Here is a 26096-nt window from a genome sequence, read left to right as displayed (position 1 = left end):
CATGGTTGCGTCCGCTCTTTTTTTGGCGGGGTGCAGGGATGCTCCCTGCATCCTATTGCCCTTTACCCTATAATCTATGACCTAATTAACCTATCACCTGTTTTTATTTCATCCTGTAGGTGTAAGCGATCATCATCTGGTTCCTGTCCTCCATCTGCAGGGCGGCTTCCAGCCCGGCGCAGTCGAGGTTGGCGTTGATGGCCTCCTTGGTCATGCGGACCCCCATGGGGTTCTTTTCGGTCATGGCAACGGCCAACTCCATGGCGGTGTCGATCATCTCCCCTTTGGTGACCACACGGGAGGCAAAGCCCAGGGATAGGGCGGTGGGGGCATCCATCCAGTTTCCGGTCAAAAGGTACTCGTAGGCCCTCCCCGATCCGATGAGCCGGGGTAAAAAGTAGCTGGAGGCCATATCCGCCCCACCCAGGCCAATGTTGATGTAGGCGGCGGAAAACCGTGCGTTTTCCGCAAGGATTCGAATGTCCGAGGCCATGGCCAGGGAAAACCCGATGCCAGCGGCCGCTCCGTGGACGCAGGCGATAACGGGCTGGGGAATGCGGCGCATGGCAAGGAACAAACGGCTCATGCGGGCCTGGGCGTCATAGGCCTTCACCGGGGTCATTTTGAAGATCTCCGGGGCATAGGCCTCGGTGTCCAGGCCCGCGCAAAAGCCCTTGGATTCGCCTCCGTCCAGAACAAGGACCGTGGTCTCTTCGTCGTGCCGTCGCTCGGCCAGGAAGGCCTCAAAGGCCTCCACTGTCTCTAAGTCAAAGGCGTTGTATTTTTCAGGCCGGTTGAAGGTCAGGCGGCCTATTTTTCCTTCTTTTTTGTAAACAAACGGTTCCATGTGGTTCTCCTTCGATTGTTGCGATACGGGGTGGGTACCCTTTATCAGTCTGTAAAGCAGGCCGTCTCTGTTTCGAGGGAGACGGGTGGCCGGGTGAGGGTAACGGACAACGGCCCTGTTTTCGGCAGTTCGTGGGTGAAGTAGTAGCGGCCCACCGCCAGTTTGCCCTGGTAAAAGAGGCGATCCGACGTGCGGATTTTCTGTTCAGAGAGTTTTTGGGAGGCCACGGTCATCTGGGCCAGCCACTGCCAGGCCACGGCGACGTACCCGAAGAGTTCGAGGTAGACGGTGGCGTTGGCAAGGAAGGCCTCGGGCCCCTTTTCCATGGCCACGCCGCCCAGCCCCATGGTGGTGGAGGCCAGGGCCTTTTTGGCGTCGGAAAGGGCCTGGATATGGTCGAGGAGCTCCGGGCAGGCCTTGGCCTGTTCCATGGTGGCCTCCATCTCCCGATCCAGCAGTTGAAGGGCTTTTCCGTTTTTCATCATCACCTTCCTGCCCAAAAGGTCCATGCCCTGGATGCCGGTGGTGCCCTCGTGGATGGCATGGATGCGCATGTCCCGAAAGTGCTGCTCCACGGGAAAGTCTTCGCAGTACCCGTACCCTCCGAAGCACTGGATGCTGGCGCTGGTTGAGTGGATCCCCAGCTCAGAGGGGAAGGTCTTGGCCACCGGGGTGAGCAGCTCCAAAAGCAGCTTGTGGTCTGCCTTCTCTTCTTCAGGCCCGGTGTGCATGCGTTCCTCGTATCTGCTGCATTGCAGGATGAGGCAGAGGGCCCCTTCGGAGATGGCCCGCTGGAACAGGAGCATGCGCTTGACATCCTGATGCTCGATGATGGGGACCGGCGCCCCACCGGTGCCGTCGGTGATTCGGCGGCCCTGTTTTCGACTTTTGGCGTAGTCCAGGGCTGCGTGGTAGGCTGCCGTGGCAATGGCTGTGGCTCCCATGCCCACCTCCAGGCGGGCGCCGTTCATCATCTGGAACATATAGGAGAGGCCCCGGTTGGGCTCGCCCACCAGATAGCCCGTGCAGTCGTCCCGGTCGCCCAAGGCAAGGGCGGTGATGGGAGCCCCGCGGTACCCCATTTTGTGGAAAACCTGGGTGACGGTGACGTCGTTGGATATGAGTTCCCCGTCCCTGCTTTGCCTCAGTTTGGGCACGGCAAACAGGGAGATCCCTTTGACCCCTGCCGGTGCCCCGTCCATGCGGGCAAGCATGAGGTGCACCACGTTGTCCACGGCGTCGTGGTCCCCTGCGGAGATAAAGATTTTCTCCCCCTTGATGCGGTAGGTGCCGTCGGACATGGGAGTGGCGCAGGTGGTGAGGTCCCCCAGGGAAGAACCGGCTTCAGGCTCGGTGAGGGCCATGGTGCCCTGCCACTTTCCCTCCAGCATGGGGGGAAGAAACTGGTTGCGCAGCTCATCCGAACCAAAGGTGAGGATGAGGTTGGCAGCCCCCATGGTGAGCCCGGAGTAGACGGATGCCGAGTAGTTGGCAGACGCAAAGATAAAGTACACGGCGTGCAAGAGGCTTGCTGGCATGTCCTCCCCACCCCACTCCTGGGGAAAGGTCGCCGCAATCCAGCCGTCTTTTCCAAGGGTCTCCAATATGGCGCGGACATCCCGGTGCACGGCCACGGTGCCGTCCACAAGCTCCGGCGGGTTCCTGTCCATTTCCTCGAAGATGGGGTGCAGGGCCTTTTTGGCAAAATCAAAGGCCGCATCCAGAACCATGTCCATGGATTTTCGGGTGTGACCGTTTGCTGGGGTCCCCGTGGCCGGGGCATCGGTGCCCACGACTTCGTGGAGGGTGAATTTGAGGTTGCGCATACTCACGAATTTGTTCGCCATGATTATCCTTTCAGCTCATAAAAAACAGCCTTCTATGGTCAACGTAGCAAGAAGATGGTGCTATTGTGATCAGCAACTTGCATGCCATTTCAGCGAGGCCCTCTTCTCGGGCCCCTTGCGATTGTTTCTGGTGAATTTCCGCGATATGTAGTAGTTCTTTTCGGTGGTATTTAGACTATCCACTGTATTTCGCGGGAGAGCCCATGACACAGGACGAGAGCAGGCTGGTACGGGACATCACCCAGTGCCTCTACAGCAGCCTTGAGATCGACAAGTCGCTCCATGAAACCCTTCTTTTGCTCAAAGAGTTCCTGCCCCTGGACCTGGTCCACGTTTTTGTGCTGGACACCTCGGCCCAGACCATGCGGTACCTCGCCGAAGCCACGGTGAAGCGCGGCAGGCTCATCGACGAGCACATCCAGCTCTCCTGGGAGCACTTCAAGGAGATCAGGGACCAGGCCCACGGGGTGGTTCGGATTTTGGAGAGTGCGGACAGCCCCATGCTCAAGAGCATCCATGCCCATTTTTTAAGCCATGTGGAAAAACCCCTCTATTCACGGAAGAACGACTTTTCCGTGGTGACCATGGGGTTTGATATCGTGCCGCCCCTGGTGGGTGGGTTCGGCATGGTGGTGGGCGGTGACCATGCCTACGGGGCAAGGGACGTCGCCCTGATGAAGCTTATCCGGCGGCCCCTTATCGGTGCGGTGCTGAACCTTTTGCACCACAGGGACCTGGTGTGCGAGAACGAGCGTCTCTCATCGGAAAAAAAACAGCTGGAGCATCGCCTGGGGCATAACCGAGACGAGCAGGTGATCGGGGTGGACTCCGGGCTCCGGGAGGTTTCGGCCATGGTGAATCAGGTGGCGGCCCTGGACAGCCCGGTGCTGATCCTTGGGGAGACCGGCACCGGCAAAGAGGTGGTGGCCAACGCCATCCATCGGGCCTCCGGGCGCAGCAGGGGCCCCATGGTCCGGGTGAACTGCGGGGCCATAGCCGAAGGCCTTCTGGACAGCGAGCTCTTCGGACACGAAAAAGGGGCTTTTACCGGAGCCACCCGCCTGAAGCGGGGCTACTTCGAGCAGGCCGACGGCGGCACCATTTTTTTAGATGAAATCGGGGAGCTTCCCCCTGCCGCCCAGGTCAAGCTTCTGAGGGTGCTCCAGACCCTGGAGTTCAACCGGGTGGGGGGCAGCTGGCCCGTCTCCGTGGATGTGCGCGTGGTGGTGGCCACCAACAGGGACCTGTTTGCCATGGTCAAGGAGAAGAGATTCCGTGAGGACCTCTGGTTCCGACTCAACGTCTTTCCCATCCGGGTGCCGCCCTTGCGGGCCAGGAAACAGGATATCCCTGAGCTGGCCACCTGCTTTGTTGCCCGCAAGTCCCGGGAGCTGAACATGGAACCAGCGCCCGGGCTCACCGAATCGGCGGTTCGCCAGCTCACTGCCTACGACTGGCCCGGCAACATCCGGGAACTCCAGAACGTCATCGAACGGGCCCTCATCGTCGGCAGGGGCCGCCATCTCTCCTTTGACAACCTTCTCTGGGAGCCGAAGGCTTCCTTGTCCGAGACCCGTCTGCCGAATAACGCCGTGGAAGGGTTCCCGTCCATGGATGAGGCCGTGAGAAATCATATCCGCGAGGCCCTGTCCCTTTCCGGTTGCAAGGTGGAGGGGCCGGGGGGCGCAGCCGAGCTTTTGGGGATGCACCCGTCCACCTTGAGGAGCCGGATGAAGAAGCTGGGGCTGGGGGTGAGGAAGAAGGTGGATAAGGCAGGGGGAACAGGGAAAACAGGTGATAGGGGAAACAGGGAAAACAGGTGACAGGGAACAAAAGGTCATGGGGGAGAGGCATCAGGTGGTAGAGGAAATGATGGACATAGGGGCCGGGAAGCGATCGGCATCGGTGTGGCAGAGTCAGCGTGTGTTTATCCTGGGGTATGTGGGGGTGGTTTTGATCCCCCTTTTTTTTCTTGTTGTGTATGCCTGTTACGACAAAGGCCGTTGCCGGGGTGAAGGGCCGGTGACCATCACCTTGACCATGTCGCTGTATGAACCGGGAAGGCCCGGGGGAAGCGGTGGGACCCGGTTTTCCACCATGGCGTCTCCTTCCCGGCAGTCGTATACCGTGTGGGGGACCACCGAGACCGGCCAGCTGTGCTTTATCGATGTGGATTCGTATCTGGATTACACGGGGTATAGCCGGGGGAAAACGGTTGAAACCTCCTATACGTTTCACAAGGAACGCGGGGACTGGCGATGGACCGTGGAGGCCGATTTTTGGATGTCGGTTTTGGGGCTGGCCCTTGGGCTCATGGGGCTGCGCGTGATCCGTTCTGCCCGTGGTAAGGAGGCCGGATGACTGTTTTGAAAAAATATGTGCTGTTGAGCATGGTGATGCTGTGGGCCGCGGGTGGGGCCCACGCAAATGGGATCGAGGAGATCTTTATCCAAGCCGGTCTTGTGGACGTGCATCAAATGGATGTGACCATTCAGGTGGACCTGGTGAACTCGGATCCCCGCAAAAATTATTTCCGGGAAGACTTCTACTCCGGCCTTAAGGCGGCCTACCTCCAAAAAGAGGTTGCCGCCAAGCTCGCCAAAGCCCAGGACGGGCTGAAGAGAAGGCATTCGGAGTACTCTCTCCTTATCCTGGATGCGGCGCGCCCACGGAGCGTTTCAAAGAGGATGTACGATAAAATGAAGGGGACCCGGTTTGAAAAGTTCGTGGCAAACCCCGCCCGAGGGTCCATGCATAACTACGGCATTGCCGTGGACATCACCATCGTGGACGGCCGGGGCAAGGAGCTGGACATGGGCTTTACCCCGTTTCGCAAGAGCAGGCTTGAACTCTGCGCCATGTTTGCCATGAAAAAACTCGGCAAAAAGCTTTCCCCAAGACAGCGCGACAACCGAAAGCTCTTGGCCGATGTCATGACGGGCGCCGGATTTTTGCCCCTCTCCTTTGAGTGGTGGCATTTTAACGGCATGCCCAAATCAGAAGCACGGGCCAGGTATCACATCATAGAGTAAGGTATCATAAAAAGAGCCTCCGGCGGCGAGGTGTGCCACCTCGAAAGCCGGTAGCCAATGCGCTTACCCTTCGTTCCTCAGAGAAAATCGCAGTTGCCCTTCAAACATGATCATCGTTTGGGCCATCGGTCTATTTGCATCACGTCCCAAACACCCTTGTCCTTATGGAGCGCCGCACTCCTGTGCGGCACGGGTAACGACGGATTAAAAAGCCGCCCCTGTGTGCGGCGCTCCGTTTCGGTCGATTTTTCCGGTTTTTTTTGAAGGTCGCGGCCAAACGATAATCAAGGCCCAAACGGCATTTTCGAAGAACTGTGAAGCCCTGTTTGTTAAACCCGTCGTTGTAAGATCAGGCAAAAGTTTAGCCTCCGGCAGGGCCTCCTGAGGCATAAACTGAATTGTAATCATTATTCCCCAATGGCTATCCGAGCGGGGCGCTGAAATCCGTTTTACCCTCAGCCCAGCCGTACGCCCGCTCGCCTCGTTTTATCCAATCTTTTTTTTAAGACCCCTTGCGGCCTTTTGCGGATCGTCTGCGGCCACGATGGCCGAGACCACGGCGATGCCGTCGGCCCCTGCCGCCATGACCTCGGCCGCGTTTGCCATGCCGATGCCCCCGATGCCGACAACGGGGATGCCCACCGCTGCACGGATTCGCCTCACCCCGTCAAGGCCCAGGGGCAGGGCGGTGTCGGTTTTGGTGGGGGTGGCAAACACAGGGCTGACGCCAATGTACTCCGCTCCCTCGCGCTCTGCGGCCAGGGCATCCTCCAGGGATTCTGCGGAGATCCCGATGAGGGCCTCCGGGGGCAGAAGTCTTCTGGCATCGCGGATGTGCATGTCGCTCTGTCCCAGGTGGACGCCGGAGGCGCCCACGGCCAGGGCCACATCCACCCTGTCGTTGATGATCAGGGGCACCCCTTTATCATCCAGCCATGCCTTTAGCGCGCGGGCCTCCTCGATGAAGGTGCGTGTGGAGGCCTCTTTTTCCCGCAGCTGAACGCAGGTGACGCCCCCGAAGACAGCCCCACGGACGATCTCCAGGGTGCTGCGTCCTCTGGAGAGCTTTTGGTCCGTCACCAGGTACAGGGCGTAGTCCACGGTTGAAGGGCGGTTCATGGGCGCTGTTCCTTTGGGCCAGAGCCAATGACATCCATGGCGCACCCGGTGTGCAGCTCCTCGGGGGTGAGGGTGTAGAGGGCGTCCAGAAGGGCGATCATAAAGCTTCCCGGTGCCGAGGCTTTTTCGGCCGCTTTTTGCCCGGCCATTCCGAAGAAGGCCAGGGCAGAGCAGGCCGCGGTAAAGGGGTCGGGATCCACGGCCGCAAAGGCCCCGGTAATGGCCGTAGCCGTGCAGCCCGTTCCCGTGACCCGTGCCATGAGGGGGTGGCCGCCCCGGATCTTTGCCGTGCGTGCGCCGTCGGTGACGATGTCCTCCGGGCCGGTGATGGCGATGGTGGCGCCCAGTTCCGTTGACAGGGTCGAGGCCATGGCCGCGGCCTCTTCAACGGTGTCCACGGCATCTACGCCGCGGGTGCCGGAGCCTGCCTGTTGCAGGGAGAGGATCTCCGAGGCGTTGCCACGGATAAGGGTGACCCCCGCTTCCCGGATGAGGCGGGTGGCGGTGCGGGTCCTCAAGGCGGTGGCCCCGGAGCCCACGGGATCTAAAATCACCGGGGTGCCCAGGGAGCGGGCTTTGGCTCCTGCCGAGATCATCGCCCGGATCCACGGGTCACTCAAGGTGCCGATGTTGAGGACCAGGGCACCGGCAAAGGAGGCCATCTCCTCCACCTCGTTTTCCGCGTGGGCCATCACCGGCGAGGCCCCCAGGGAAAGGAGGGCGTTGGCTGTGTAGTTCATCACCACGTAGTTGGTGATGTTGTGGACAAGGGGGTTGGATTCCCTGATTTTTGATAGGTTCTCAGCTGCTTTTAGGGCAAGGTCGTTCACAATCCTAAATCCTTATGCATTGGTTGAAAAACGGCTGAGGAGGGCTTGAGAGGGGGGCGACTGCCCCCCAAAAAGAAAGATCGATGCGCTTCGCAATTCCCTTCGCCGGCATGATCCGGATCAGGTTCAACGGGTATGATCTCAGGCCTTAAGCCACCCCTGCGTGTACGGCTTGTGGAAAGCCGCATCGTGTGATGCAGTTTGTATAGGGTGGTCAGGCGAGGTTGTCAACACATTCGCCCTTATCTCATGGCAGTGCGGTGCGGCTTGCCGTGATCCAGTTTTCAGCAGGGGTATCCTCCTTCAGCACCTCTTCCAGGGGAATCCCCACAGCGCCCGAAGGTGCCTTGATTTCAAGGACGCTTGCAAGGGTTGGGGCGATGTCGTAGGGGGTGACGGGTCGCGTGATACGTTGGGCGGGGATGCCCCAGCCTGCGAAAAAGAGGGGAACATAGGTGTCGTCGCCCTGGGGCAAGGCGGAGGGCGTTTTGCCGGTAACGTAAGTGGAAGGCGAAGCGATGACGTGGATGTTGCCGGAGCGACCGGCATGGAAACTGTCGAGGATCGCCATGTTGGTGGGGGTGGGGGCCACGGTCCCTTTGAGAAGGTCCGTTCGGGTCAGGGCTCCGGCAATGCCCGGGATACTCACGATCTCTTCGGCGGCTGTTGTCTCCACCAGGGCAAGGCTGACTCCGGTTTTTGCGATCTCTTCTTCGTCGAGATAGACGTACGGGTGGTCGTAGAGCCGGACGATTGATTCGGGCACACCCAACCGCTTGTTCAGGGCCTTTGCCAGGACCTCCCGGATTATGGGACCGGAGGGCAGGCATCCCACGTCAAAGCCGAGACTTGCCAGGTGCTGGGGTGTCTCGCACATGCCGTGGTTGGATGAGAGAACAACAAGTGTCCGGTCCAGGCCGATCTCCTTGTCCACGTATCGGAACAGGTCGGCCAACAGCTTGTCGACCCGTAGGATGGTGTCTTCCGCCTCAAGGCTTGAGGCTCCGAAGAGGCGTCCGATGGAACCGGTGGCCGAGAAGCCCACGGCCAGAAAGTCGGTGCGGGGCCCTTGCCCCAGTTTTTCTTCCCTGATCAGGGCTTTGGCAAAGTCCGCCGTGAGCTCGTCCCCGAAGGGTGTGGCGGCAAGGCTGGCGTAGAAATGCGAGGGCTCAGCGTTGAGGGGGTGTGGAAAGGTCGTGCCCAGGCCGAACATGTCCACCTCAAAGGGGCGCCTGTCATCCGTGCCGAAGAGGTAGGTGGATGGGGCGTAAAGAAGCTGCCACGATCTGTTTCTGTATGCGTCGGCATGTTTTTCCGCGTTCCATTGCGCAACCCAGTCGGGGTACTGGGTGAAATAGTAGCTGCTGCTTATAAAGGAACCGTCTGTTGTGGAGTACCAGAACGCCTTGCCGGTGTGGCCTCCCTGGAGGATGGCGCCCTGATCCTTGAGGGAGACACTGAACACCCTGGCTCCCCCGTTGGTGGCTATTGTCAGCTCATCACCGATGGTGGCCGCGAGCATCTGCGAGGGGGCCCGGCCTTCTCCTTCGACCGGTGTTTTTCCGATGAGGTGATACCTGTCATCCTCGCAACTGGTGATGACGCGGTCTTTGGCCCGGTCGAACCAGCTTCCGGCCACAATGCCGTTGCGGGAAGGGGAGGTGCCGGTGAACAGGGCTGCATGGCCCACGGTGGGCTCGGTTCCGGCATGGGGAAAGCTGGCGTTTGTGTAATGGGTCCCCTGTGTCATCAGGTAGCGCAGGCCCCCCTTGCCCAGGCGGTCTTTGTATCGCATGGGAAAATCGCCGCGCATATCATGGACGGTGATCTGGAGTACCAGGGCGGGCTTTTCCCGCAGAGGTTTTGCATGGGTCCAGGTGGCGGCGGCGAGCATCAGGAGCGGCAACATCCAATAGACGGGTCGGCATGCTTTCATGGGTGTGTCCTCTTTTGGGTTGGCGGGGCCGGTGATGGGTTACAATGAACGTGGTGTCGGGTTTTTTGTACGGTATAGAATGACTGTCTTGTTTTGTATTAGAAACAATGTTGTTGTTTGCGATGGATGTATTCGTATCAAGGCCGCCAGCTTCTGTCAACGGATGGGCTGAAGCTTCCAGTGTCGGGCCGAGCACCGCAACTTGATTCTCCAATTGGCATCGGGTAAGATGTAAGTCTGTTCAACCAAGGGGTTACGGTTGCGCCTTTACGCTGCCTCCCCCTGACATCGCGTGCCCTCTGTTCGTTTCTCTCCATATCTCGCCTGCGTTTGTCCCCGGCAGGGCACGCCCCCATATCCACCGGGGCATCATGCTCCATCACCGACGCCTCATTGCGGTGCTTATTCCAATACATGTGCCGCCCTTCCCGGGCGAGGCCCATGGCCTTCGGGACGGGACGGCTCCTGTCCGATCACCACCAAATCTAAGGAGATGACGCATGGATACGTCCACCTCGTACCTGGGAATGTCGATCAAGAACCCTATTGTCGTGGGAAGCTCCGGATTGTCCGGCACGGTGGAAGGGGTCAGGCGCCTTGCGGAAAACGGGGCAGGGGCCGTTGTGTTGAAATCCCTTTTCCAGGAGGAGATCAACCTTGAAAGCGACAAGGTGATCCGGGACACCAAGGCAGCGGACGCCTCGGTTCAGTATTTTGACTACGATGGAAGGAAAAATCCCATTGAATTCTACGGGTACAAGGTCCGGGAAGACAACCTCAACCGGTACACCACCCTGATACGTGAGTCCAAGGCTTCGGTGGATATACCCGTTATCGCCAGCATCAACTGTTATTCCGATTCCCTGGAGTGGATCGCTTTTGCCCGGGAGCTGGAAAGGGCAGGGGCCGACGCCCTGGAGCTCAACATGTTTTTTTCCCCGACCCAGTTCAACCAGGGTCGTAAGGAGAAGGAAGAGCTCTATTTTAAGATTATCGAAAAGATTCTTGGGGTCCTCTCCATTCCTGTGGTGCTGAAGATCTCCCACTACTTCACCGACCTTGGCCCCATGATCCAGAAACTTTCCCGGACGGGGATTCACGGGCTTGTGCTTTTCAACCGGTTTTTCAGCCCCGATGTGGATATCAAGAAAATCGAGGTGGTGCCTTCGTACCTTTTCAGTACGCCTGCGGAGATGGCCCTGTCCCTTCGCTGGGTCGCCATCATGGCCGAAAAGGTGGACTGCGCCCTCGTGGCCTCCACCGGCGTCCATGACGGCGCAGGGGTGGTCAAGCAGATCCTGGCAGGTGCGGACGTGGTGCAGGTGGTCTCAACCCTTTACAAGAACGGGGTCAAGCACCTGGGGGTGATGATCGAGGAGCTGGAGACGTGGATGGGCAGCAAGGGGATCCAGACCATTGCCGACTTCAGGGGGCGCCTCTCCCAGGAGAAGAGCAGCGACCCGTCGGTTTACGAGCGGGCTCAATTTATGAAGTACTATGCGGACAAGAAAAGACTGGCCGTGAAATAAAAGGGCTGAACGTTACCAAAAAACAAGGAAAGGGTGGCCGGCAGGCTCCCATTTGGTTTGGCACGGTTTTAGATTTCCAGATATTCCCCGTGGCTGCGGCAACCTGCCATGATCAGCGACCTTTTTCCTTGACCCCTTTGCGCTGTTTGGCATACGCCATTTCTAAGATCGGGATTTTTGTATTGAAAAAATACGCAATACGAAATTCTGACGCATTGTTTTGATGCGTTCGTTTATTCATCAAACAGGAAGATGCGATATGCCAGACATTTTAGAGGTCGTAAAGAGCAGAGATCCCCACGAACCCGAGTTCCACCAGGCCGTCACCGAGGTGGTGGAGTCGGTGGCCCCCGTCCTGGAGCAGAATCCCGAATACCGCAGGCACAATGTCCTGGAGCGGATCGTGGAGCCCGAACGGGTCATCATGTTCCGTGTGCCCTGGGTGGATGACGACGGGCAGGTGCAGGTCAACCGTGCCTTTCGTGTTCAGATGAACAGCGCCATCGGGCCGTACAAGGGCGGGTGCCGGTTTCACCCGTCGGTGAACCTCGGGATACTGAAGTTCCTGGCCTTTGAGCAGGTGTTTAAAAATGCCCTGACCACCCTGCCCATGGGCGGCGGCAAGGCCGGGTCCGACTTTGACCCCAAGGGCAAATCGGACAACGAGGTGATGCGGTTCTGCCAGAGCTTCATGGCCGAGCTTTTTCGCCACATCGGCCCCAACACCGACGTGCCTGCAGGGGATGTCGGGGTGGGCGCCCGGGAGATCGGCTACCTGTTCGGGATGTACAAGAAGCTGACCAATGAATTTACCGGGGTGCTCACCGGCAAAGCCCTCAACTGGGGCGGCAGCCTGGTCCGGCCCGAGGCCACGGGGTACGGCGCCGTCTATTTCCTTGAAGAAATGCTCAAGCTCACAAACGAGACCATGGAGGGCAAGACCGTTGCCATCTCAGGATACGGCAACGTCGGGACCTATGTCATCGAGAAGGTCAATGAGTTGGGCGGCAAGGTGGTTACCATTGCTGACGAGGACGGCTACGTCCATGACCCCGAGGGGATCAAGGGCGAAAAACTCGCCTACATGGCCGATCTCTGGACCGTTTATAGGCGGCCCGCCAAGGATTACGCCGACAGGTTCGGCTGCGAGTGGGTCCCGAACAGGCGTCCCTGGGAGGTCCCCTGCCATGTGGCCATGCCCACGGCCCTTGAAAACGAGCTGGACCGCTCGGACGCCGAAACCCTTGTGAAGAACGGATGCCGCGCCGTGGTGGAGGTGGCCAACATGCCCTGCACCCTGGAGGCGGTCCACTATTTCAAAGACAACAACATCCTCTTTGGCCCTGCCAAGGCGGCCAACGCAGGCGGGGTGGCCACCTCAGGCCTTGAGATGAGCCAGAACAGCATGCGTCTCTCCTGGAGCCGGGAGGAGGTGGACCGGCGCCTCAAGGACATTATGCGGAACATTCATGCCACCTGCCTGAATGCGGCCGAACAGTACGGCATGCCCGGCAACTATGTGGCCGGGGCCAACATCGCCGGTTTTATCAAGGTGGTGGATGCCATGATAGACCAGGGGGTTGTCTGACTCCTGCCCATACGGACGCCCGTTGGGCCGTAACCTGCGGCCGAAGGCGGGCATCCGTTTTATCGATACACCTCTGACGTGATGGCAGATGGTGCGGATGTCGGCATGCCATGGGTAGCCTGCCGATTTTTCCGCACCATGTGCTTTTCTCTGCCCTGTCTTTTCCTGTTGCTTGCTTTTCCGCACCCCGCCCGTTGACCGTGTCTGTCTCTTCGGCGGTCCGTACCCCCGTTCATCCCCCCTTATGTTTGGGGGATCGCGCATCCCGTGGCCGGGATGTTTCTCCACATGCCGAGGGATCCTGACTCCCAACAGAGGTGTGTATGCCCTTTCACCGCATCAAGACCATCTCGCGTCGCCTTAAAGGTTCCCTGGCTGCAAAGCAGCTGTTTTATATCCTTGTCTTCAGCTTTCTCATTACCTTTATCGGGACCAGCTTCAACCTGTTCCTGGAGTACAGAAAAGACCTGAGCGCCGTGGACGACCAGTTCACGCAGGTCAGGGAAGGGCACCTGGAGAGCCTTTCGGGGAGCCTGTGGCAGCTCGATGACCTTCAGATCACCACCCATCTCAATGACATGCTCACCATGCGGGACCTCATCTACCTGGAGATTCGCGAGAACGGGGAGGTGCTCTTTACGGCGGGTCGGTTGAAGGAGGGCGAGCAGTGGGTTCGCAGGGGTTTTGATATGTTCTTTTCCCACGGGAACCGGGAGCGGCACATCGGTGTGCTGGACGTCTATGCCTCCCTTGAGGGGGTCCATCGCCGACTGTTTGAGCGCCTTTTTGTGGTCCTGGTGACCCAGGCCCTGAAAACGCTGCTGGTCTCCATGGCGATCCTTGCGGTCCTTCACCGCCTGGTGACGCGGCACATAACGGCCATTGCAGGTTACGCCACGTCCATACGGCCCCGGGAGCTGGGCACGCGCCTGGAGCTGCCCAACAGGAAGGCCGACCCCGAATGCCCGGACGAGATCGACGAACTGGTATCTGCGTTGAACCAGATGCGACAGCGCCTGTATCACGACATGGAGCGGCGCAAGGCGGTGGAACATCAGCTGGCGCGGAACCGGGCCCTTCTGGACGAAACCCAGAGATTGAGCAACATCGGGGGCTGGGAGTTCCACGTGGACGATGAGCTGTTTCTCTGGACCAACCAGCTTTATGAAATTCACGGGTTGGAGGTGGATCCGACACTGGACCATTTTACGGCGTCCATGTCCTGTTACTGCAAAGACGACGGGGAGGCTGTGGCCAAGGCGTTTTCCCAGTGTGTCGAGCTGGGTCGCCCCTATGACCTGGATTGTGAGATCACCACCCACAAAGGGGAGAAGAAGTGGATTCGAACCACGGGGCGTCCGGTTTTCGACGGGGAGAGGGTGGTCCGCGTGGTGGGCAACATGATGGACATCACCGAGTCCGTCAAGGCGGAGGAGGCCCAGAGGCGATCCCTCAAGACCTTGAAGACCGTTTTGGACAGCGTGGACGCCATCATCTGTGTATCGGATACGAAGACCTTTAAGATTTTGTTTATGAACAAGGCCATGATTGAAAGCTTCGGAGAGGGGCTCACCGGGCAGGAGTACCATGCCCTCTTTATGGCCGGTCGCGAGAGGGAAGGGCCTCCGGGCAGCTCCCCCCGGGGAGGGATTCCGGACAGTGCCGGGGCGCTGGTGTGGGAGAGCCGCAACCAGGCCGGGGCCTTTTATATCAACTACGAGCGGAGCATCCAGTGGGTGGACGGACGGCAGGTGCGGTTCCATCACGGGGTGGATATCACGCAGATCAAAAAGATGGAGGAGGAGCTTCGCCAGACCCACAAAATGGAAGCCATCGGAGGGCTCGCAGGGGGGATTGCCCATGATTTCAATAATATTCTCTCGTCGGTCCTGGGCTATGCCGAGCTTGCCCTGGATGATGTGACGCCGGACACGCGGCTGGAAGGCCACCTGCAGGAGATTTACCTGGCCGGGACCCGGGCCGTGACGCTGGTTCGACAGATCCTCACCTTTGCCCGCCAGGGCGACGAAGCCACCGTGGCCATCCGGGTGAAACCCGTTGTGGAAGAGGCCCTTAAGCTCATCCGCTCCTCCATTCCGAGCACGGTGGAGATTACCCGGGATATTGAAAGCGAATCCAGGATCCTCGGCAATGAGACCCAGGTGCACCAGATTCTCATGAACCTGTGCACCAACGCGGCCAGCGCCATGGAGGGGGACGGCGGGGTTCTGGATGTGAAGCTCTTTGACACGGCCCTGGGGTATGGGGGGACGCCGGTTCCGGTTTCGCTCCTTCCGGGGAACTACCTGACCTTGAGGGTCGCCGACACAGGGTGCGGCATCCCCGCTGAGGTGAAATCCTCCATTTTCGAGCCTTTTTTTACCACCAAGGGCCCCGGGGAAGGCACGGGCATGGGCCTTGCCATGGTCCACGGCATTGTCAAAAAGTGGGGGGGAGAGATCAAGGTGGAGGACAACATCCCGCGCGGTGCCGTGTTTACCGTTTACCTGCCCGTCACCGAGGCGGATCGCGAGGAGCCTGAGCCACCCTCGGATGACGGCATCCTGCCCACGGGCGGTGAGAGGATCCTGGTGGTTGACGACGAGCCGCCCATCGCCAGGATGATCGGCAAGATCCTGGGGCGCCTGGGGTACACAGCGGTGATCAGGACGGACAGCGTCGAGGCCCTGGAGTTGTTTCGGTCGGGGCCGGAGCACTTTGACCTGGTGATGACGGACATGACCATGCCGGGCATGACAGGGGAGCTCCTGGCCGAGGAGCTGCTGCGTATCCGGCCGGGCCTACCGGTTATTCTCTGCACCGGGTACAGCACCAGGCTGAGCGAAGAGGCCCTGGAGGAGATGGGCGTTAAGGCCTTTATGATCAAGCCCATTGTCAAAAAAGAGCTGGCGCGGGTCGTCCGAAGGCTTCTGGATGAGGCGGGAAAAGGGATCGAAAAGGGATGACGTGTGCTGTCTTAACTCTTTTTATTACATGCAAACCCCTCGGTGACCGAATGGGGCGTCTGAATTTTATCTTGGTGCTGGTCGTGTGTTTGCTTCTTTTGGGCGGGCAGGCACAGGCTGCGGAGCCTGCAAAGGCGGTTCCTGTTCGTCAGGTACTGGTCCTGAACTCATACCATCCCGGGTATGTGTGGGCGGACTCAGTCACCGAGGGGCTTCGGTCGGTGTTCGACACCCGGGGGAGTTCCCTTCGGGTCAGTTTTGAGTACATGGACACCAAGCGGTATCGCCCGGAGGAGATCTTCGGCACCTTGAAAGAGGTGTATCGCTTGAAGTACGGGGCGGTGCGCTTTGATGTGATCGTGGCCGCCGACAACAACGCCCTCAACTTCCTCCTGCTCCACCGCAATGAACTGTTTCCCGGGACCCCTGTGGTGTTCTGCGGTATCAACGGGTTTGATAAGGCGATGATCGCCGGCCATGCGGGGTACACCGGCGTTGCCGAAGATTACGACCTGGCGGGCACCCTGAACCTGGCCCTTGCCATGCATCCGGAGGCGCGTTACGTCGCCTATGTGAGCGGGGCCTCCACCTCCAGCCGCATCAACCGGCAGCGGCTCCTCGAACTCATACCGGCCTATGAAGAGCGCGTGACCTTCCTGGACCTGTCCATGAAATCCATTGATGACCTGAAGGCCTCCCTTTCCTCTCTTCCCGACAAGACCCTGATCCTTTACCTCTCCTATTACCTGACCCCCGACGGGGTAAGGCTCACCGTGCAGGAGAGCACGTCCTTGGTTTTTACCTATTCCGGGTGCCCGGTCTATTCCCCCTGGGAGTATACCCTGGGCAGCGGGGTGCTGGGCGGCCTGATGCTCAGCGGCCAAAGGCAGGCCGAAGAGGCCGCGCGCATTGCCCTGCGTATCCTGAACGGGGAAGCACCCGGTGAGATTCCCGTCCTTCGCCACAGCGCCATTGAGCCCATCTTCGATTACCGGATTCTTCGGCACTTCTCCATTGCCCACAACCGGCTTCCCAGGGGAAGCGTGATCCGAAACGAGCCGGTGACGGTCTACTATCAGTACAAATACATCATCTGGGCCACCCTTGGTTTTCTTGCCTACCAGTCCGTGACCATTGTGGTGCTCATGCGGATCATTGCGCGGCGCAAACGGGCCGAGGCCCGGGAGAAGAAACTGGAAGCACAGCTTCGGCAGTCCCACAAGATGGAGGCCATCGGAACCTTTGCCGGGGGCATTGCCCATGACTTCAACAACATCCTGGGCGGAATCACCACCTGCACGGAACTGGCTCTGGAGGAGGTGGCGGAAGGGGGACCAGCCCATGAAGACCTGACCCATGTACTCAAGGCCGCCCGGCGCGGCAAGGGCCTTGTTCGTCAGATTCTTGCCTTCAGCCGGGACAAACAGCAGGAGAAGCAGCCGGTGCAGATGGCGAGGCTTCTGACGGAGTGCCGCCAGCTTTTGAAGAGTTCCATCCCGGCCACCATCGACGTTCGCCTGGACCTTCAGGCCGAGTCCGGCCTTGTGCTTGCCGACCCCACCCAGATCCATCAGGTGATCATGAACCTGTGCACCAATGCCGCCCATGCCGTGGAAAACCAGAAGGGGATCATCGAGATCACCCTGGACGCCGTGGACCTGGACAAAAACGCGACCCTGGTCCACCCGGACCTGAGTCCGGGGCGCTACTCCCGCCTCAGGGTTCGGGACAACGGAAAGGGGATTCCCCCCGAAGACATGGAGCGGATTTTCGATCCCTTTTTCAGCACAAAGAAAGAGCAGGGCGGCACGGGTCTCGGGCTTTCCATGTCCCACGGCATTGTCAAGCGTCACCGGGGCGCCATTACCGTGGCCAGCCACCCGGGGCGGGGGACCATTTTTACCGTGTACCTGCCCTGTGCCCACGCCGCAGAGCCCGCCAGGGACGGGGGGGAGGCACCGCCGATTCCAAAGGGCAAGGAGCGGGTCCTCCTGGTGGATGACGACGAGCAGATGATTTACGGCACCGAGAAGATGCTGTGCCGCATGGGGTACGAGGTGGTGGCCCATACCGAGAGCCTGGCCGCCTTAAAAGCGGTCCGCACGGACCCCCGCGGGTTTGATCTGGTGATGACCGATCACATGATGCCCTACCTTAACGGCATGGAGCTGGCCAGCGAGATCAGGGCCCTGTGCCCTGAGATGCCCATCATTTTGTACAGCGGCTATCAGGACGGCACCGGGAGCCCCCCGGCAGGTGATCTTGAAGAGCACGGCATCCGTGCCTTTATGAAGAAACCCTTTAATCGGGCAGAGCTCGCCAGGACCATTCGAAAGGTCTTGAACCCGGAGGCAACGAACAACCGGTGACGTGAAGGGATGTGGGGGACGAGCTTCCTGTCCCCCGGGAAAAATTCCTGTCCGGCAAGAAAAAACCCGCTTTGGAAAAAGCGGGGTTTTTGCGTCTTTGTGTTCAACATCCTGGAACGGAAGGGGATATGAAAAAATATGCTTTTTGGTACGGGGGCTGCAATACATCCGATCAAACGAACCATTCGCACCATGACGGTGCAGGATGAACCGAAGGGGAAGGATACAGGATGGATTACAATGCTGAGAGTTTAGCGCTTCACGCCAAAAGCGTGGGCAAAATCGAAGTGGTCTCCAAGGTCGCCATCGGGACCCGGGATGACCTGAGCCTTGCGTACACCCCGGGGGTGGCCCAGCCGTGCCGGGAGATCAGCGATGAGCGGGACGAGGTGTACCGGTATACGGCCAAGGGCAACCTTGTGGCTGTGGTCACCGATGGAACCGCGGTCCTGGGCCTGGGGGACATCGGGCCCGAAGCGGCCATGCCCGTGATGGAGGGCAAGGCCATTTTATTTAAAGAGTTTGCTGATGTGGACGCCTTCCCCATCTGCCTTGCCACCTGCGATGTGGATGAGATCGTGCAGTCGGTCAAGATGATCGCTCCCACCTTCGGGGGGATCAACCTGGAGGACATCTCGGCACCCCGCTGCGTGGAGATCGAAGAGCGGCTCAAGGCGGAGCTGGATATTCCGGTTTTCCATGACGACCAGCACGGCACGGCCATTGTGGTGGCCGCGGCCCTGATCAACGCGTTGAAGGTGGTGGGTAAAGAGATCTCCGACGTTCGGGTGGTGGTTAACGGGGCCGGAGCCGCCGGGGGCGCCATCATCAAGATGCTTCTTGACCTGGGCGTCAGCGACATTCTTGCCTGCGACAAAAGCGGCCTGCTTTGGGAAGGGGACCCCCAGAACCCGCCCCACCTTGAGGCCCTGGCCCGCAGGACCAACCGGGACAAACGCACGGGCGACCTTGCCGATGCCATGGTGGGCTCCGACGTCTTCATCGGGGTTTCTGCCGGGAACGTGGTGAGCAGGGAGATGGTCTCTTCCATGAACGAAGGGGCCGTGGTGTTTGCCATGGCCAACCCCACCCCGGAGATCATGCCCGATGACGCCCGGGCCGCAGGGGCTGCCGTGGTGGGCTCCGGCCGTTCTGATTTTCCCAACCAGGTGAACAACGTCCTGGCTTTTCCCGGGATTTTCCGGGGCGCCCTGGACGCCCGCGCAGGGGAGATCAACCCCTCCATGGCCCTGGCCGCGGCCTACGCCATCGCCGGGATCATCACAGACGATGAACTCACCGCCGAGTATGTGATCCCCGACGCCCTGGATCGGCGCGTGGGCAGGCAGGTGGCCGATGCCGTCAAGCAGGCGGCGTATGAATCCGGTGCAGCCATCAGGAAATAACGTTTTATTTTAGGAGAGATGAAGATGTCCACAGCAACGACCGCCGTCATGCCCGCACAGGGCCTTCGCGACTACAAGATCATGGGGATTCCCCTTCCGTTTTTTCTCGTGTTAACCGGCGTGGTGTTTCTCACCACCTATCTCCAGGTTCTTCCCAAGGGCATGGTGGGGGCTTTGCCCCTGATGATGGCCCTGGGCGCCATTTTCAATGAAATCGGTGACCGCACCCCCGGCATCAAGGATTACTTGGGGGGCGGGCCCATCCTGATTATCTTCGGCTCTGCCGCCCTGGTCACCTATGGGGTTCTTCCCCAGCCCTCGGTGAAGATCATGACCAGCTTCATGAAGAGCGAGAGCTTTTTGAGCTTTTACATCGCGGCCCTTATCACGGGCAGTATCCTGGGCATGGACCGCAAGCTCCTGATCCGCGCCTCGGTGAGGTACCTGCCGGTGATCCTTGGGGGCGTGCTCGTCTCCATTCTCATGACCGGGACCGTGGGCATGCTCATGGGTTACGGGTTTAAAGAGGCCATTCTCTACATCGCCATTCCCATCATGGGCGGCGGCATGGGCGCAGGGGCGGTTCCCCTGTCCCAGATCTTCGGCAGCACCCTGAACCTCGACCCTGCGGCCATGATGTCCCGCATGGTTCCCGCCCTGGCCCTGGGCAACGCCTTTGCCATCGTGGCCGCCGGTATCCTGGACAGGATCGGCAAATCCTCTCCTTCCCTCACGGGCAACGGCACCCTCATGAAGAATCAGGACGCCGTGGCCGAGGAGACCGAGGAAGAGACCTCCATCGATTATCAGCTCATGGGCATCGGCCTGCTCATGGCCACCACCTTCTTCGTCTTCGGCAAGCTCCTCGGCAGCTTTATTCCCCTGCACTCCTATGCCCTGATGATTATCAGCGTGGCCGTGGTCAAGGCCCTGGGGATTCTTCCCCGTAAATACGAACTGGGCGCCTTCCAGTGGTTCCGCTTCGTCATGGTCAGCATGACCCCGGCCCTTCTCGTGGGCATCGGTGTGGCCTACACCAACCTGAACCAGGTCATCGACGCCTTCTCCATCCAGTATGTGGTCCTGGTGGCCGTCACCGTGGTGGGCTCCATCATCGGCTCCGGTTTTGTGGGCCGTCTCTTCGGGTTCTACCCCATCGAAGCCGCCATCACCGGCGGGCTCTGCATGGCCAACATGGGCGGCACCGGCGACGTGGCGGTTCTCTCCGCCTCCAAGCGCATGGACCTCATGCCCTTTGCCCAGATCTCCTCACGGATCGGCGGAGCCTTTATGCTGATCCTGGCAACCGCCCTGCTGAAGATGATTATGTAAGGTAACCTCCCGGGCTATCCCCCCGACCAAAACACCCTCCGGCAATGATGCCGTGGGGTGTTTTGTCGTTGGGGGTATTTCGCTTAAAGTCAAGCGAGTTCAACGTGCCTTGAATCGTGTTTTCAGACGAATGAAACGGGCCTCTCCGGCAAAAGCGGTTGCCTTATGTCACACATCACGCGAATGCCCCGAAAACGATTGCATAATGGCAGTCTCCAGGCATTCGCCACAGGGTTTCAAGGTGCCCCCACCTTGTCGCCGGAGGCAAGCTGAATCGGTACACGTTTTTTTTATGGCGGCGGATTGTGCCGGGGAATGACAAAAAAACGCTGTGATCTCACAGGTCTCTTTCATGGATGGCCTGTGGGCCCATGGAAACACCCCGGGCAGGATCAAATAAGGGCGGGACATGGAACGCCACCTTGAGGTAAAGAGAGACCCGAATCCAAGGATTCGGACAGTTTGTTCTATCAATGATCGCAATGACTCCGGTCCCATGATGAGCACTTCGGAGCGGAACCGACCGGAGGGGAAGGAAACTGAACATGGATTACAACGCGGCGAGCTTAGCGCTTCACGAGAAGAGTGTGGGTAAAATCGAGGTGGTCTCCAAGGTGGCCGTCGAGAATCGGGATGACTTGAGCCTGGCGTACACCCCCGGGGTGGCCCAGCCATGCCGGGAGATCAGCGGGACCAAAGACGAGGTGTACCGATACACGGCCAAGGGGAACCTCGTGGCTGTGGTCACCGACGGCACCGCCGTCCTCGGCCTGGGGGACATCGGTCCCGAGGCGGCCATGCCTGTGATGGAGGGCAAGGCCATTCTCTTCAAGGAGTTCGCCGATGTGGATGCCTTTCCCATTTGTTTAGCCAGCACCGACGTGGAAGAGATCGTCCAGTCCGTAAAGATGATCGCCCCCACCTTCGGCGGCATCAACCTGGAGGACATCTCCGCACCCCGCTGTATGGAGATCGAAGAGCGGCTCAAGGCCGAACTGGAGATTCCGGTTTTCCATGACGACCAGCACGGCACGGCCATTGTGGTGGCCGCCGCCCTTATCAACGCCTTGAAGGTGGTGAAGAAAAACCTTTCCGAGGTGCGCGTGGTGGTCAACGGGGCCGGTGCCGCCGGGGGAGCCATCATCAAGCTTCTCCTGGAACTGGGCGTCACAGACATCCTGGCCTGCGACAAGAGCGGGATCCTCTGTCGCCAGTGCGGGGACAACCCGCCCCACCTGGAAGCCCTGGCGTGCCTGACCAATAAGGAAAAATGCACGGGTGACCTGGCCGACGCCATGGCAGGCGCCGATGTGTTCATCGGCGTCTCTGCAGGCAACGTGGTGAGCAAGGAGATGGTCTCCTCCATGAACGAGGGCGCCGTGGTCTTTGCCATGGCCAACCCCACCCCGGAGATCATGCCCGACGACGCCCGGGCCGCGGGGGCCGCTGTGGTGGGCTCCGGCCGTTCCGATTTTCCCAACCAGGTAAACAACGTCCTGGCCTTTCCCGGCATCTTCCGCGGCGCCCTGGACGCCCGGGCCCGGGAGATCAACAGCGCCATGACCCTTGCCACGGCCTATGCCATCGCAGGCATCATCGGTGACGACGAACTCACCGCCGAGTATGTGATCCCCGATGCCCTGGACCGGCGCGTGGGCAAGCGCGTTGCCGAAGCCGTGAAGCAGGCGGCATTTGAGTCGGGCGCTGCCACGCAGAAATCATAAAAAAAAAGCCTCCGGCGGCCCTGCCGGAGGCCAAACGTTTGAAACGTTTGATAAACAGTTTTTTTTGATTGGTGCCGACCTGAATCACCGGGCCTGATCGAAGCAAGCCCCATACCCAGGCAATTGAATTGTCTGGGTATGTTTGTTTCGGCTTTCATGCACCGTGCCTGCCACGTTTTACCTCAACAAACTTCATTCGAATGCCATTGCGATTTGCCCTGAGGAACGAAGGGCGAAGCGCAATGGCAACCAGCTTTCGAGATGGCATACCTCGCCGCCGGAGGCCGTGCGGTTAAATCAACACAGGGCAAGTGGTGACAACGTATCCTGTAACGTCGAAGCTTGCGATCCAGTCCGCATAAACCATCAGCGTTCATGTCGGGCGCAGCCCGAGCCGAAGGCCATTGCGCTTTGCCCTGAGGAACGAAGGGCAAAGCGCAATGGCAATAAGCTTTCGAGGTGGCTCACCTCGCCGCCGGAGGCAGGTTTTTCCATGCACTTTAACCATAGAAGGCATACTTACGCAAAGGGCTCGCCTGAGCCGATGGTTACCTTTTTCAGATTCCCCATGGCTTTGAGCATAAACAGGAGAAAGGCCCCGGACCCGATGATGATCATGACATCGGGCACCATGCGGGTATTGCCGAGGAGCTGGATGATGTCCCTGGACCAGAAGGCGTTGGAACGGGCGTGCCAGAACCCGTGGTTGATGTTGTCCAGCACCTGGAGGATCCCCGTGGGCAGGAGGGTGGCGGTGAACATGACAAAGAGCCCGATGTTGATGCTCCAGAAGCTGAGCTTGAGCAGGGTGGGGCTCCATCCCTTGTCTTCCACCAGCCCGCGCATGGAAAACAGGGCGAGGCCGATACCCAGGATTCCGTAGGTCCCGAACAGGGCGGTGTGGCCGTGGTTGACGGTGAGGTAGGTGGCGTGCTCGTAGTAGTTGACCACCGGGGTGGTGATGGAGAGCCCCATGACTCCGGCCCCCACAAACTCCCAGCAGATGGCGGCCATGAGGAACATCAGGGGGTATTTGTATGGGAAGTCGCTGCCCCCCTTTACCAGGGCGCTCTGGCCGTGCCACACCTCGGAGAGGAGAAGGAGGATGGGCACCGGCTCCAGGGCGGAGATGGTGGACCCCAGGGCGAGCCAGAGGGAGGGCTCACCGAACCAGTAGTAGTGGTGCCCCACCCCGATGATGCCCGCAAAAAGGGCAAGGCCCACGGTGAAGTAGACGGCCCGGAGACCGGCCTCCAGGCGCACCAGCCCGAGGTTGACCATGACAAAGGCCACGGCCGCAGCCGCAAAGAACTCAAAGGCTCCCTCCACCCAGGTGTGGACCACCCACCAGCGCCAGAAGTCGGCGATGGTGATGTGGGTCTGGGGGTCGTAGGTGAGGCCGAAGCTGAAAAATCCCACCACGGCCACCCCGGAGTAAGCCAGGAAATTGGGAAGCCCCCACTTGTCCTGGCCTGCCTTGAAGTGATCCTTCAGGGCCCTGACTACCAGAAAGAGCCAGAGGATGAGGCCGATGAAGAGAAGGATCTGCCAGAGTCGTCCCAGCTCCAGGTATTCCCACCCCTGGTGTCCCAGCCAGAACCAGTAGTCTGCAAGCATTCCCTTGATGCCCAGGACTTCCCCTGTGAGGCTGCCAACGGCAACGATCAGAACCGCAATAAAGAGAAAATCCACGAGGAAGCCTTGCCCTTTGGGCTCCCGGTTGCCCACCATGGGAGCCACGAACAGGGTCATGCCGATCCATGAGACGGCAATCCAGAAGATCGCCAGCTGCAGGTGCCAGGATTTGACCCAGTTGTAGGGGATAAAGGCGGCGATGGCCTTGAGGCCGTAGAAGGAGTCCGGGCTCACCGTGTAGTGGGCCATGAGCCCCCCGACGTTGACCTGCACAAAGAAGAGGGCCGCCACCACCAGGAAGAACTTGGCGGCCTTTTTCTGGCTGGCTGAGATGGGGGCACCGGCCAGGGCCATGGCAGGCTCCGGTTTATAGCCCTGGGCGCCTTTGTTGAACCCGTATTTGTGGTAAAGGTAGATCATGCCCCCCAGGCAGAGCCCGAAGGCCACCAGGGAGATGGCCGACCAGACCAGGGACTTGCCCGAGACCATGTTGCCCACGCTGGGGTCGTGGGGCCAGTTGTTGGTGTAGGTGTGGGTGTCTCCCGGGCGTATGGTCCCGGCACACCAGGCCGTCCAGAAGAAGAAGTCGGCCAGATCCCGGAGCTGGGTAGGGTCGGTAATGGTGCCGGGGTTGATGGGGCCGTTTTCGTCCCCTTCGGTGAAGAGCCTGTGATAAAAGTCGCGGTTTTTGAACAGGGCTGCCACCTGAAGGGAGGTCAGGGTCAGGGTGTCGCTCTCTTTGTCGTAGCGATTGGTTTTGATCTGGTTGATAACCACCGCGTCCACCGCCCCTTTTTCTTCTGTCAGGAGCCTGTCATAGCTGGTGCGAAAACGCTGAAGGGCCATCACTTCCCGCATGGTGACGCCCATGTTGTGCAGGGCCTGGGCCGTGAAGTCCGGCCCCCGGTAGGTGCCGTGGCCCCAGACGCTGCCCAGGTCCATGAGGCCGAACCGTTGCCATACCTGCTGGCCCGCCATAATGGCGTTTTTGCTTGAAAGGGTCTGGCCGTACATGGATTTGACGGTGCCGGGGTAGGGGGGAAGGTCTTTTTTTGTGTACACGAAGCCGACCAATGCGATGGCGATGGAGCTGACAATGGCCAGGAGAAAATAGAGTTTCATCCGTTGGCTGAGCATGGCACACCTCTTGTGTAAGTGGAAACCTGCGTTGTTGGAAGGGCGATCGACCTTGGGGAATCTGCCGGCAGGGGAGGGGCTCCGGGGTGGTTGCCGACGGTTCAATGCGTAGGAATGTTGAAAGGATAGTACTCTTTCTGGAGGGAGGCGTCAACGATTGGCCTTGACGCGGAAGGGAGCAAAGGGAGAAGAAAATAAAAAAGCCCCGCGGCCAGTGGCCCCGGGGCATCGGCTTGCTATACGGACGGGCCCTAAAGGAGAAAGGGCCCGGTTCGGATCAGTGACAACCGCCTCCGCACCCGCTGCAATCGCTGGGGGAACATCCTCCCGCGGGCTGCTGGGTGGCCTCTTTGGAGATACCCACCACTTCGATCTCAAAGGTGAGGGTCTTGCCGGCCAGGGGGTGGTTCAGGTCCACGCTGACCTTTTCGTCGTCCACGTGGGTAATGACCGCCGGTACCTGCTGGCCCTGGGGGGTGGACAGGGCAATGGCCTGGCCCACCTGGGGGTTCATTTCCGGGGGAACGTCGGAAGCGGGAAAGTCCATGGTGTGATCATCGGAACGTTCGCCGTATGCATCTTCAGGCCCTAAGGTGAAGGTTTTTTTGTCACCCACCGAAAGGTCCATCAGGGCCGCTTCAAACCCGGGGATCAACTGGCCGGTTCCCATCTGTACTTCAAGGGGATCGCGTCCTTCACTGCTGTCAAAGACTTCGCCGTCGGCAAGGGTTCCTTTATATGCGACCTGAACGAACAATCCGTTTTCTACTTTTTCCATGGGGTCTCCTTTTTGGAAGAC

17 protein-coding genes and 1 riboswitch are annotated in these 26096 nt (G+C 59.6%); of the genes, 10 read left to right on the top strand and 7 right to left on the bottom strand.

Annotated elements, in window-relative coordinates; all coding sequences use genetic code 11:
• Positions 1–103 precede the first annotated feature (103 nt).
• Positions 104–847, bottom strand: coding sequence for an enoyl-CoA hydratase/isomerase family protein (locus tag ACOYW0_RS00860; RefSeq protein ID WP_482416713.1), 744 nt, complete (start codon positions 845–847; stop codon positions 104–106).
• 44 nt (positions 848–891) lie between these two features.
• Complete coding sequence (locus tag ACOYW0_RS00855; protein WP_482416712.1) at positions 892–2694, bottom strand: acyl-CoA dehydrogenase family protein; 1803 nt, start codon at positions 2692–2694, stop codon at positions 892–894.
• Between the two features lie 203 nt (positions 2695–2897).
• On the opposite strand from ACOYW0_RS00855, the gene ACOYW0_RS00850 reads away from it, so the two are divergent.
• The 3 genes from ACOYW0_RS00850 to ACOYW0_RS00840 are packed head-to-tail and all read left to right on the top strand — an operon-like array spanning position 2898 to position 5726.
• Complete coding sequence (locus ACOYW0_RS00850; protein ID WP_482416711.1) at positions 2898–4517, top strand: sigma-54 interaction domain-containing protein; 1620 nt, start codon at positions 2898–2900, stop codon at positions 4515–4517.
• Positions 4518–4563: 46 nt separating this feature from the next.
• A complete protein-coding gene (locus ACOYW0_RS00845; RefSeq protein ID WP_482416710.1) occupies positions 4564–5055 on the top strand; it encodes a hypothetical protein in 492 nt (163 codons plus the stop codon).
• Positions 5052–5726: a M15 family metallopeptidase gene (locus ACOYW0_RS00840; protein WP_482416709.1), complete on the top strand. Its 675-nt coding sequence runs from the start codon at positions 5052–5054 to the stop codon at positions 5724–5726. Before ACOYW0_RS00845 ends, ACOYW0_RS00840 begins: the two co-directional genes overlap by 4 nt.
• Positions 5727–6212: 486 nt before the next feature.
• Here ACOYW0_RS00840 and thiE read toward each other — a convergent pair whose 3' ends face one another.
• From thiE to ACOYW0_RS00825, 3 genes are all read right to left on the bottom strand, one after another.
• A complete protein-coding gene (thiE, locus tag ACOYW0_RS00835; RefSeq protein WP_482416708.1) occupies positions 6213–6845 on the bottom strand; it encodes a thiamine phosphate synthase in 633 nt (210 codons plus the stop codon).
• The gene (gene thiM / locus ACOYW0_RS00830) at positions 6842–7675 is read right to left on the bottom strand and encodes a hydroxyethylthiazole kinase (RefSeq protein WP_482416707.1); all 834 of its coding nucleotides are present in this window, start codon (positions 7673–7675) and stop codon (positions 6842–6844) included. Before thiM ends, thiE begins: the two co-directional genes overlap by 4 nt.
• Before the next feature lie 79 nt (positions 7676–7754).
• Positions 7755–7846, bottom strand: a riboswitch (TPP riboswitch).
• Positions 7847–7922: 76 nt separating this feature from the next.
• Positions 7923–9611, bottom strand: coding sequence for an alkaline phosphatase family protein (locus ACOYW0_RS00825; protein ID WP_482416706.1), 1689 nt, complete (start codon positions 9609–9611; stop codon positions 7923–7925).
• A gap of 500 nt (positions 9612–10111) precedes the next feature.
• Here ACOYW0_RS00825 and ACOYW0_RS00820 point away from each other — a divergent pair, with 500 nt between their 5' ends.
• The 7 genes from ACOYW0_RS00820 to ACOYW0_RS00790 all read left to right on the top strand — a co-directional run bounded on the left by ACOYW0_RS00820 (position 10112) and on the right by ACOYW0_RS00790 (position 22525).
• On the top strand, positions 10112–11140 hold the full coding sequence (locus ACOYW0_RS00820) for a dihydroorotate dehydrogenase-like protein (protein ID WP_482416705.1): 1029 nt from the start codon (positions 10112–10114) through the stop codon (positions 11138–11140).
• Between the two features lie 259 nt (positions 11141–11399).
• Positions 11400–12728 carry an NADP-specific glutamate dehydrogenase gene (gdhA, locus tag ACOYW0_RS00815; protein WP_482416704.1) on the top strand — a complete coding sequence of 443 codons (1329 nt, stop codon included), beginning with the start codon at positions 11400–11402 and terminating at the stop codon, positions 12726–12728.
• A gap of 323 nt (positions 12729–13051) precedes the next feature.
• Positions 13052–15694: an ATP-binding protein gene (locus ACOYW0_RS00810; RefSeq protein WP_482416703.1), complete on the top strand. Its 2643-nt coding sequence runs from the start codon at positions 13052–13054 to the stop codon at positions 15692–15694.
• Positions 15695–15744: 50 nt separating this feature from the next.
• The gene (locus ACOYW0_RS00805; protein ID WP_482416702.1) at positions 15745–18063 is read left to right on the top strand and encodes an ATP-binding protein; all 2319 of its coding nucleotides are present in this window, start codon (positions 15745–15747) and stop codon (positions 18061–18063) included.
• Positions 18064–18293: 230 nt separating this feature from the next.
• A complete protein-coding gene (locus tag ACOYW0_RS00800) occupies positions 18294–19469 on the top strand; it encodes an NAD(P)-dependent malic enzyme (RefSeq protein WP_482416701.1) in 1176 nt (391 codons plus the stop codon).
• A gap of 24 nt (positions 19470–19493) precedes the next feature.
• Positions 19494–20801, top strand: a complete 1308-nt coding sequence (locus ACOYW0_RS00795; RefSeq protein WP_180140979.1) for a 2-hydroxycarboxylate transporter family protein — start codon at positions 19494–19496, stop codon at positions 20799–20801.
• Between the two features lie 545 nt (positions 20802–21346).
• Positions 21347–22525, top strand: coding sequence for an NAD(P)-dependent malic enzyme (locus ACOYW0_RS00790; RefSeq protein WP_482416700.1), 1179 nt, complete (start codon positions 21347–21349; stop codon positions 22523–22525).
• Between the two features lie 519 nt (positions 22526–23044).
• On the opposite strand, the gene ACOYW0_RS00785 is transcribed toward ACOYW0_RS00790, so the two are convergent.
• Together ACOYW0_RS00785 and ACOYW0_RS00780 are read right to left on the bottom strand one after the other, a co-directional pair.
• On the bottom strand, positions 23045–25297 hold the full coding sequence (locus ACOYW0_RS00785; protein ID WP_482416699.1) for a nitric-oxide reductase large subunit: 2253 nt from the start codon (positions 25295–25297) through the stop codon (positions 23045–23047).
• Positions 25298–25574: 277 nt separating this feature from the next.
• The gene (locus ACOYW0_RS00780; RefSeq protein ID WP_482416698.1) at positions 25575–26075 is read right to left on the bottom strand and encodes an FKBP-type peptidyl-prolyl cis-trans isomerase; all 501 of its coding nucleotides are present in this window, start codon (positions 26073–26075) and stop codon (positions 25575–25577) included.
• Positions 26076–26096: the final 21 nt, after the last annotated feature.

This window comes from Desulfoluna sp. HI9BLuna, from assembly GCF_056829775.1.
This window is presented reverse-complemented; position numbering and strand designations above follow the sequence as displayed.

Bases quoted from the DNA above. Each gene is read 5' to 3' on its own strand.
- ACOYW0_RS00785 (WP_482416699.1), bottom strand. From the start codon at position 25,297: ATGCTCAGCCAACGGATGAAACTCTATTTTCTCCTGGCCATTGTCAGC.
- ACOYW0_RS00855 (WP_482416712.1), bottom strand. From the start codon at position 2,694: ATGGCGAACAAATTCGTGAGTATGCGCAACCTCAAATTCACCCTCCAC.
- ACOYW0_RS00795 (WP_180140979.1), top strand. From the start codon at position 19,494: ATGTCCACAGCAACGACCGCCGTCATGCCCGCACAGGGCCTTCGCGAC.
- ACOYW0_RS00790 (WP_482416700.1), top strand. From the start codon at position 21,347: ATGGATTACAACGCGGCGAGCTTAGCGCTTCACGAGAAGAGTGTGGGT.
- ACOYW0_RS00780 (WP_482416698.1), bottom strand. From the start codon at position 26,075: ATGGAAAAAGTAGAAAACGGATTGTTCGTTCAGGTCGCATATAAAGGA.
- gdhA (WP_482416704.1), top strand. From the start codon at position 11,400: ATGCCAGACATTTTAGAGGTCGTAAAGAGCAGAGATCCCCACGAACCC.
- ACOYW0_RS00805 (WP_482416702.1), top strand. From the start codon at position 15,745: ATGGGGCGTCTGAATTTTATCTTGGTGCTGGTCGTGTGTTTGCTTCTT.
- ACOYW0_RS00845 (WP_482416710.1), top strand. From the start codon at position 4,564: ATGATGGACATAGGGGCCGGGAAGCGATCGGCATCGGTGTGGCAGAGT.
- ACOYW0_RS00860 (WP_482416713.1), bottom strand. From the start codon at position 847: ATGGAACCGTTTGTTTACAAAAAAGAAGGAAAAATAGGCCGCCTGACC.
- thiE (WP_482416708.1), bottom strand. From the start codon at position 6,845: ATGAACCGCCCTTCAACCGTGGACTACGCCCTGTACCTGGTGACGGAC.
- ACOYW0_RS00820 (WP_482416705.1), top strand. From the start codon at position 10,112: ATGGATACGTCCACCTCGTACCTGGGAATGTCGATCAAGAACCCTATT.
- ACOYW0_RS00800 (WP_482416701.1), top strand. From the start codon at position 18,294: ATGGATTACAATGCTGAGAGTTTAGCGCTTCACGCCAAAAGCGTGGGC.
- ACOYW0_RS00810 (WP_482416703.1), top strand. From the start codon at position 13,052: ATGCCCTTTCACCGCATCAAGACCATCTCGCGTCGCCTTAAAGGTTCC.
- ACOYW0_RS00840 (WP_482416709.1), top strand. From the start codon at position 5,052: ATGACTGTTTTGAAAAAATATGTGCTGTTGAGCATGGTGATGCTGTGG.
- ACOYW0_RS00825 (WP_482416706.1), bottom strand. From the start codon at position 9,611: ATGAAAGCATGCCGACCCGTCTATTGGATGTTGCCGCTCCTGATGCTC.
- ACOYW0_RS00850 (WP_482416711.1), top strand. From the start codon at position 2,898: ATGACACAGGACGAGAGCAGGCTGGTACGGGACATCACCCAGTGCCTC.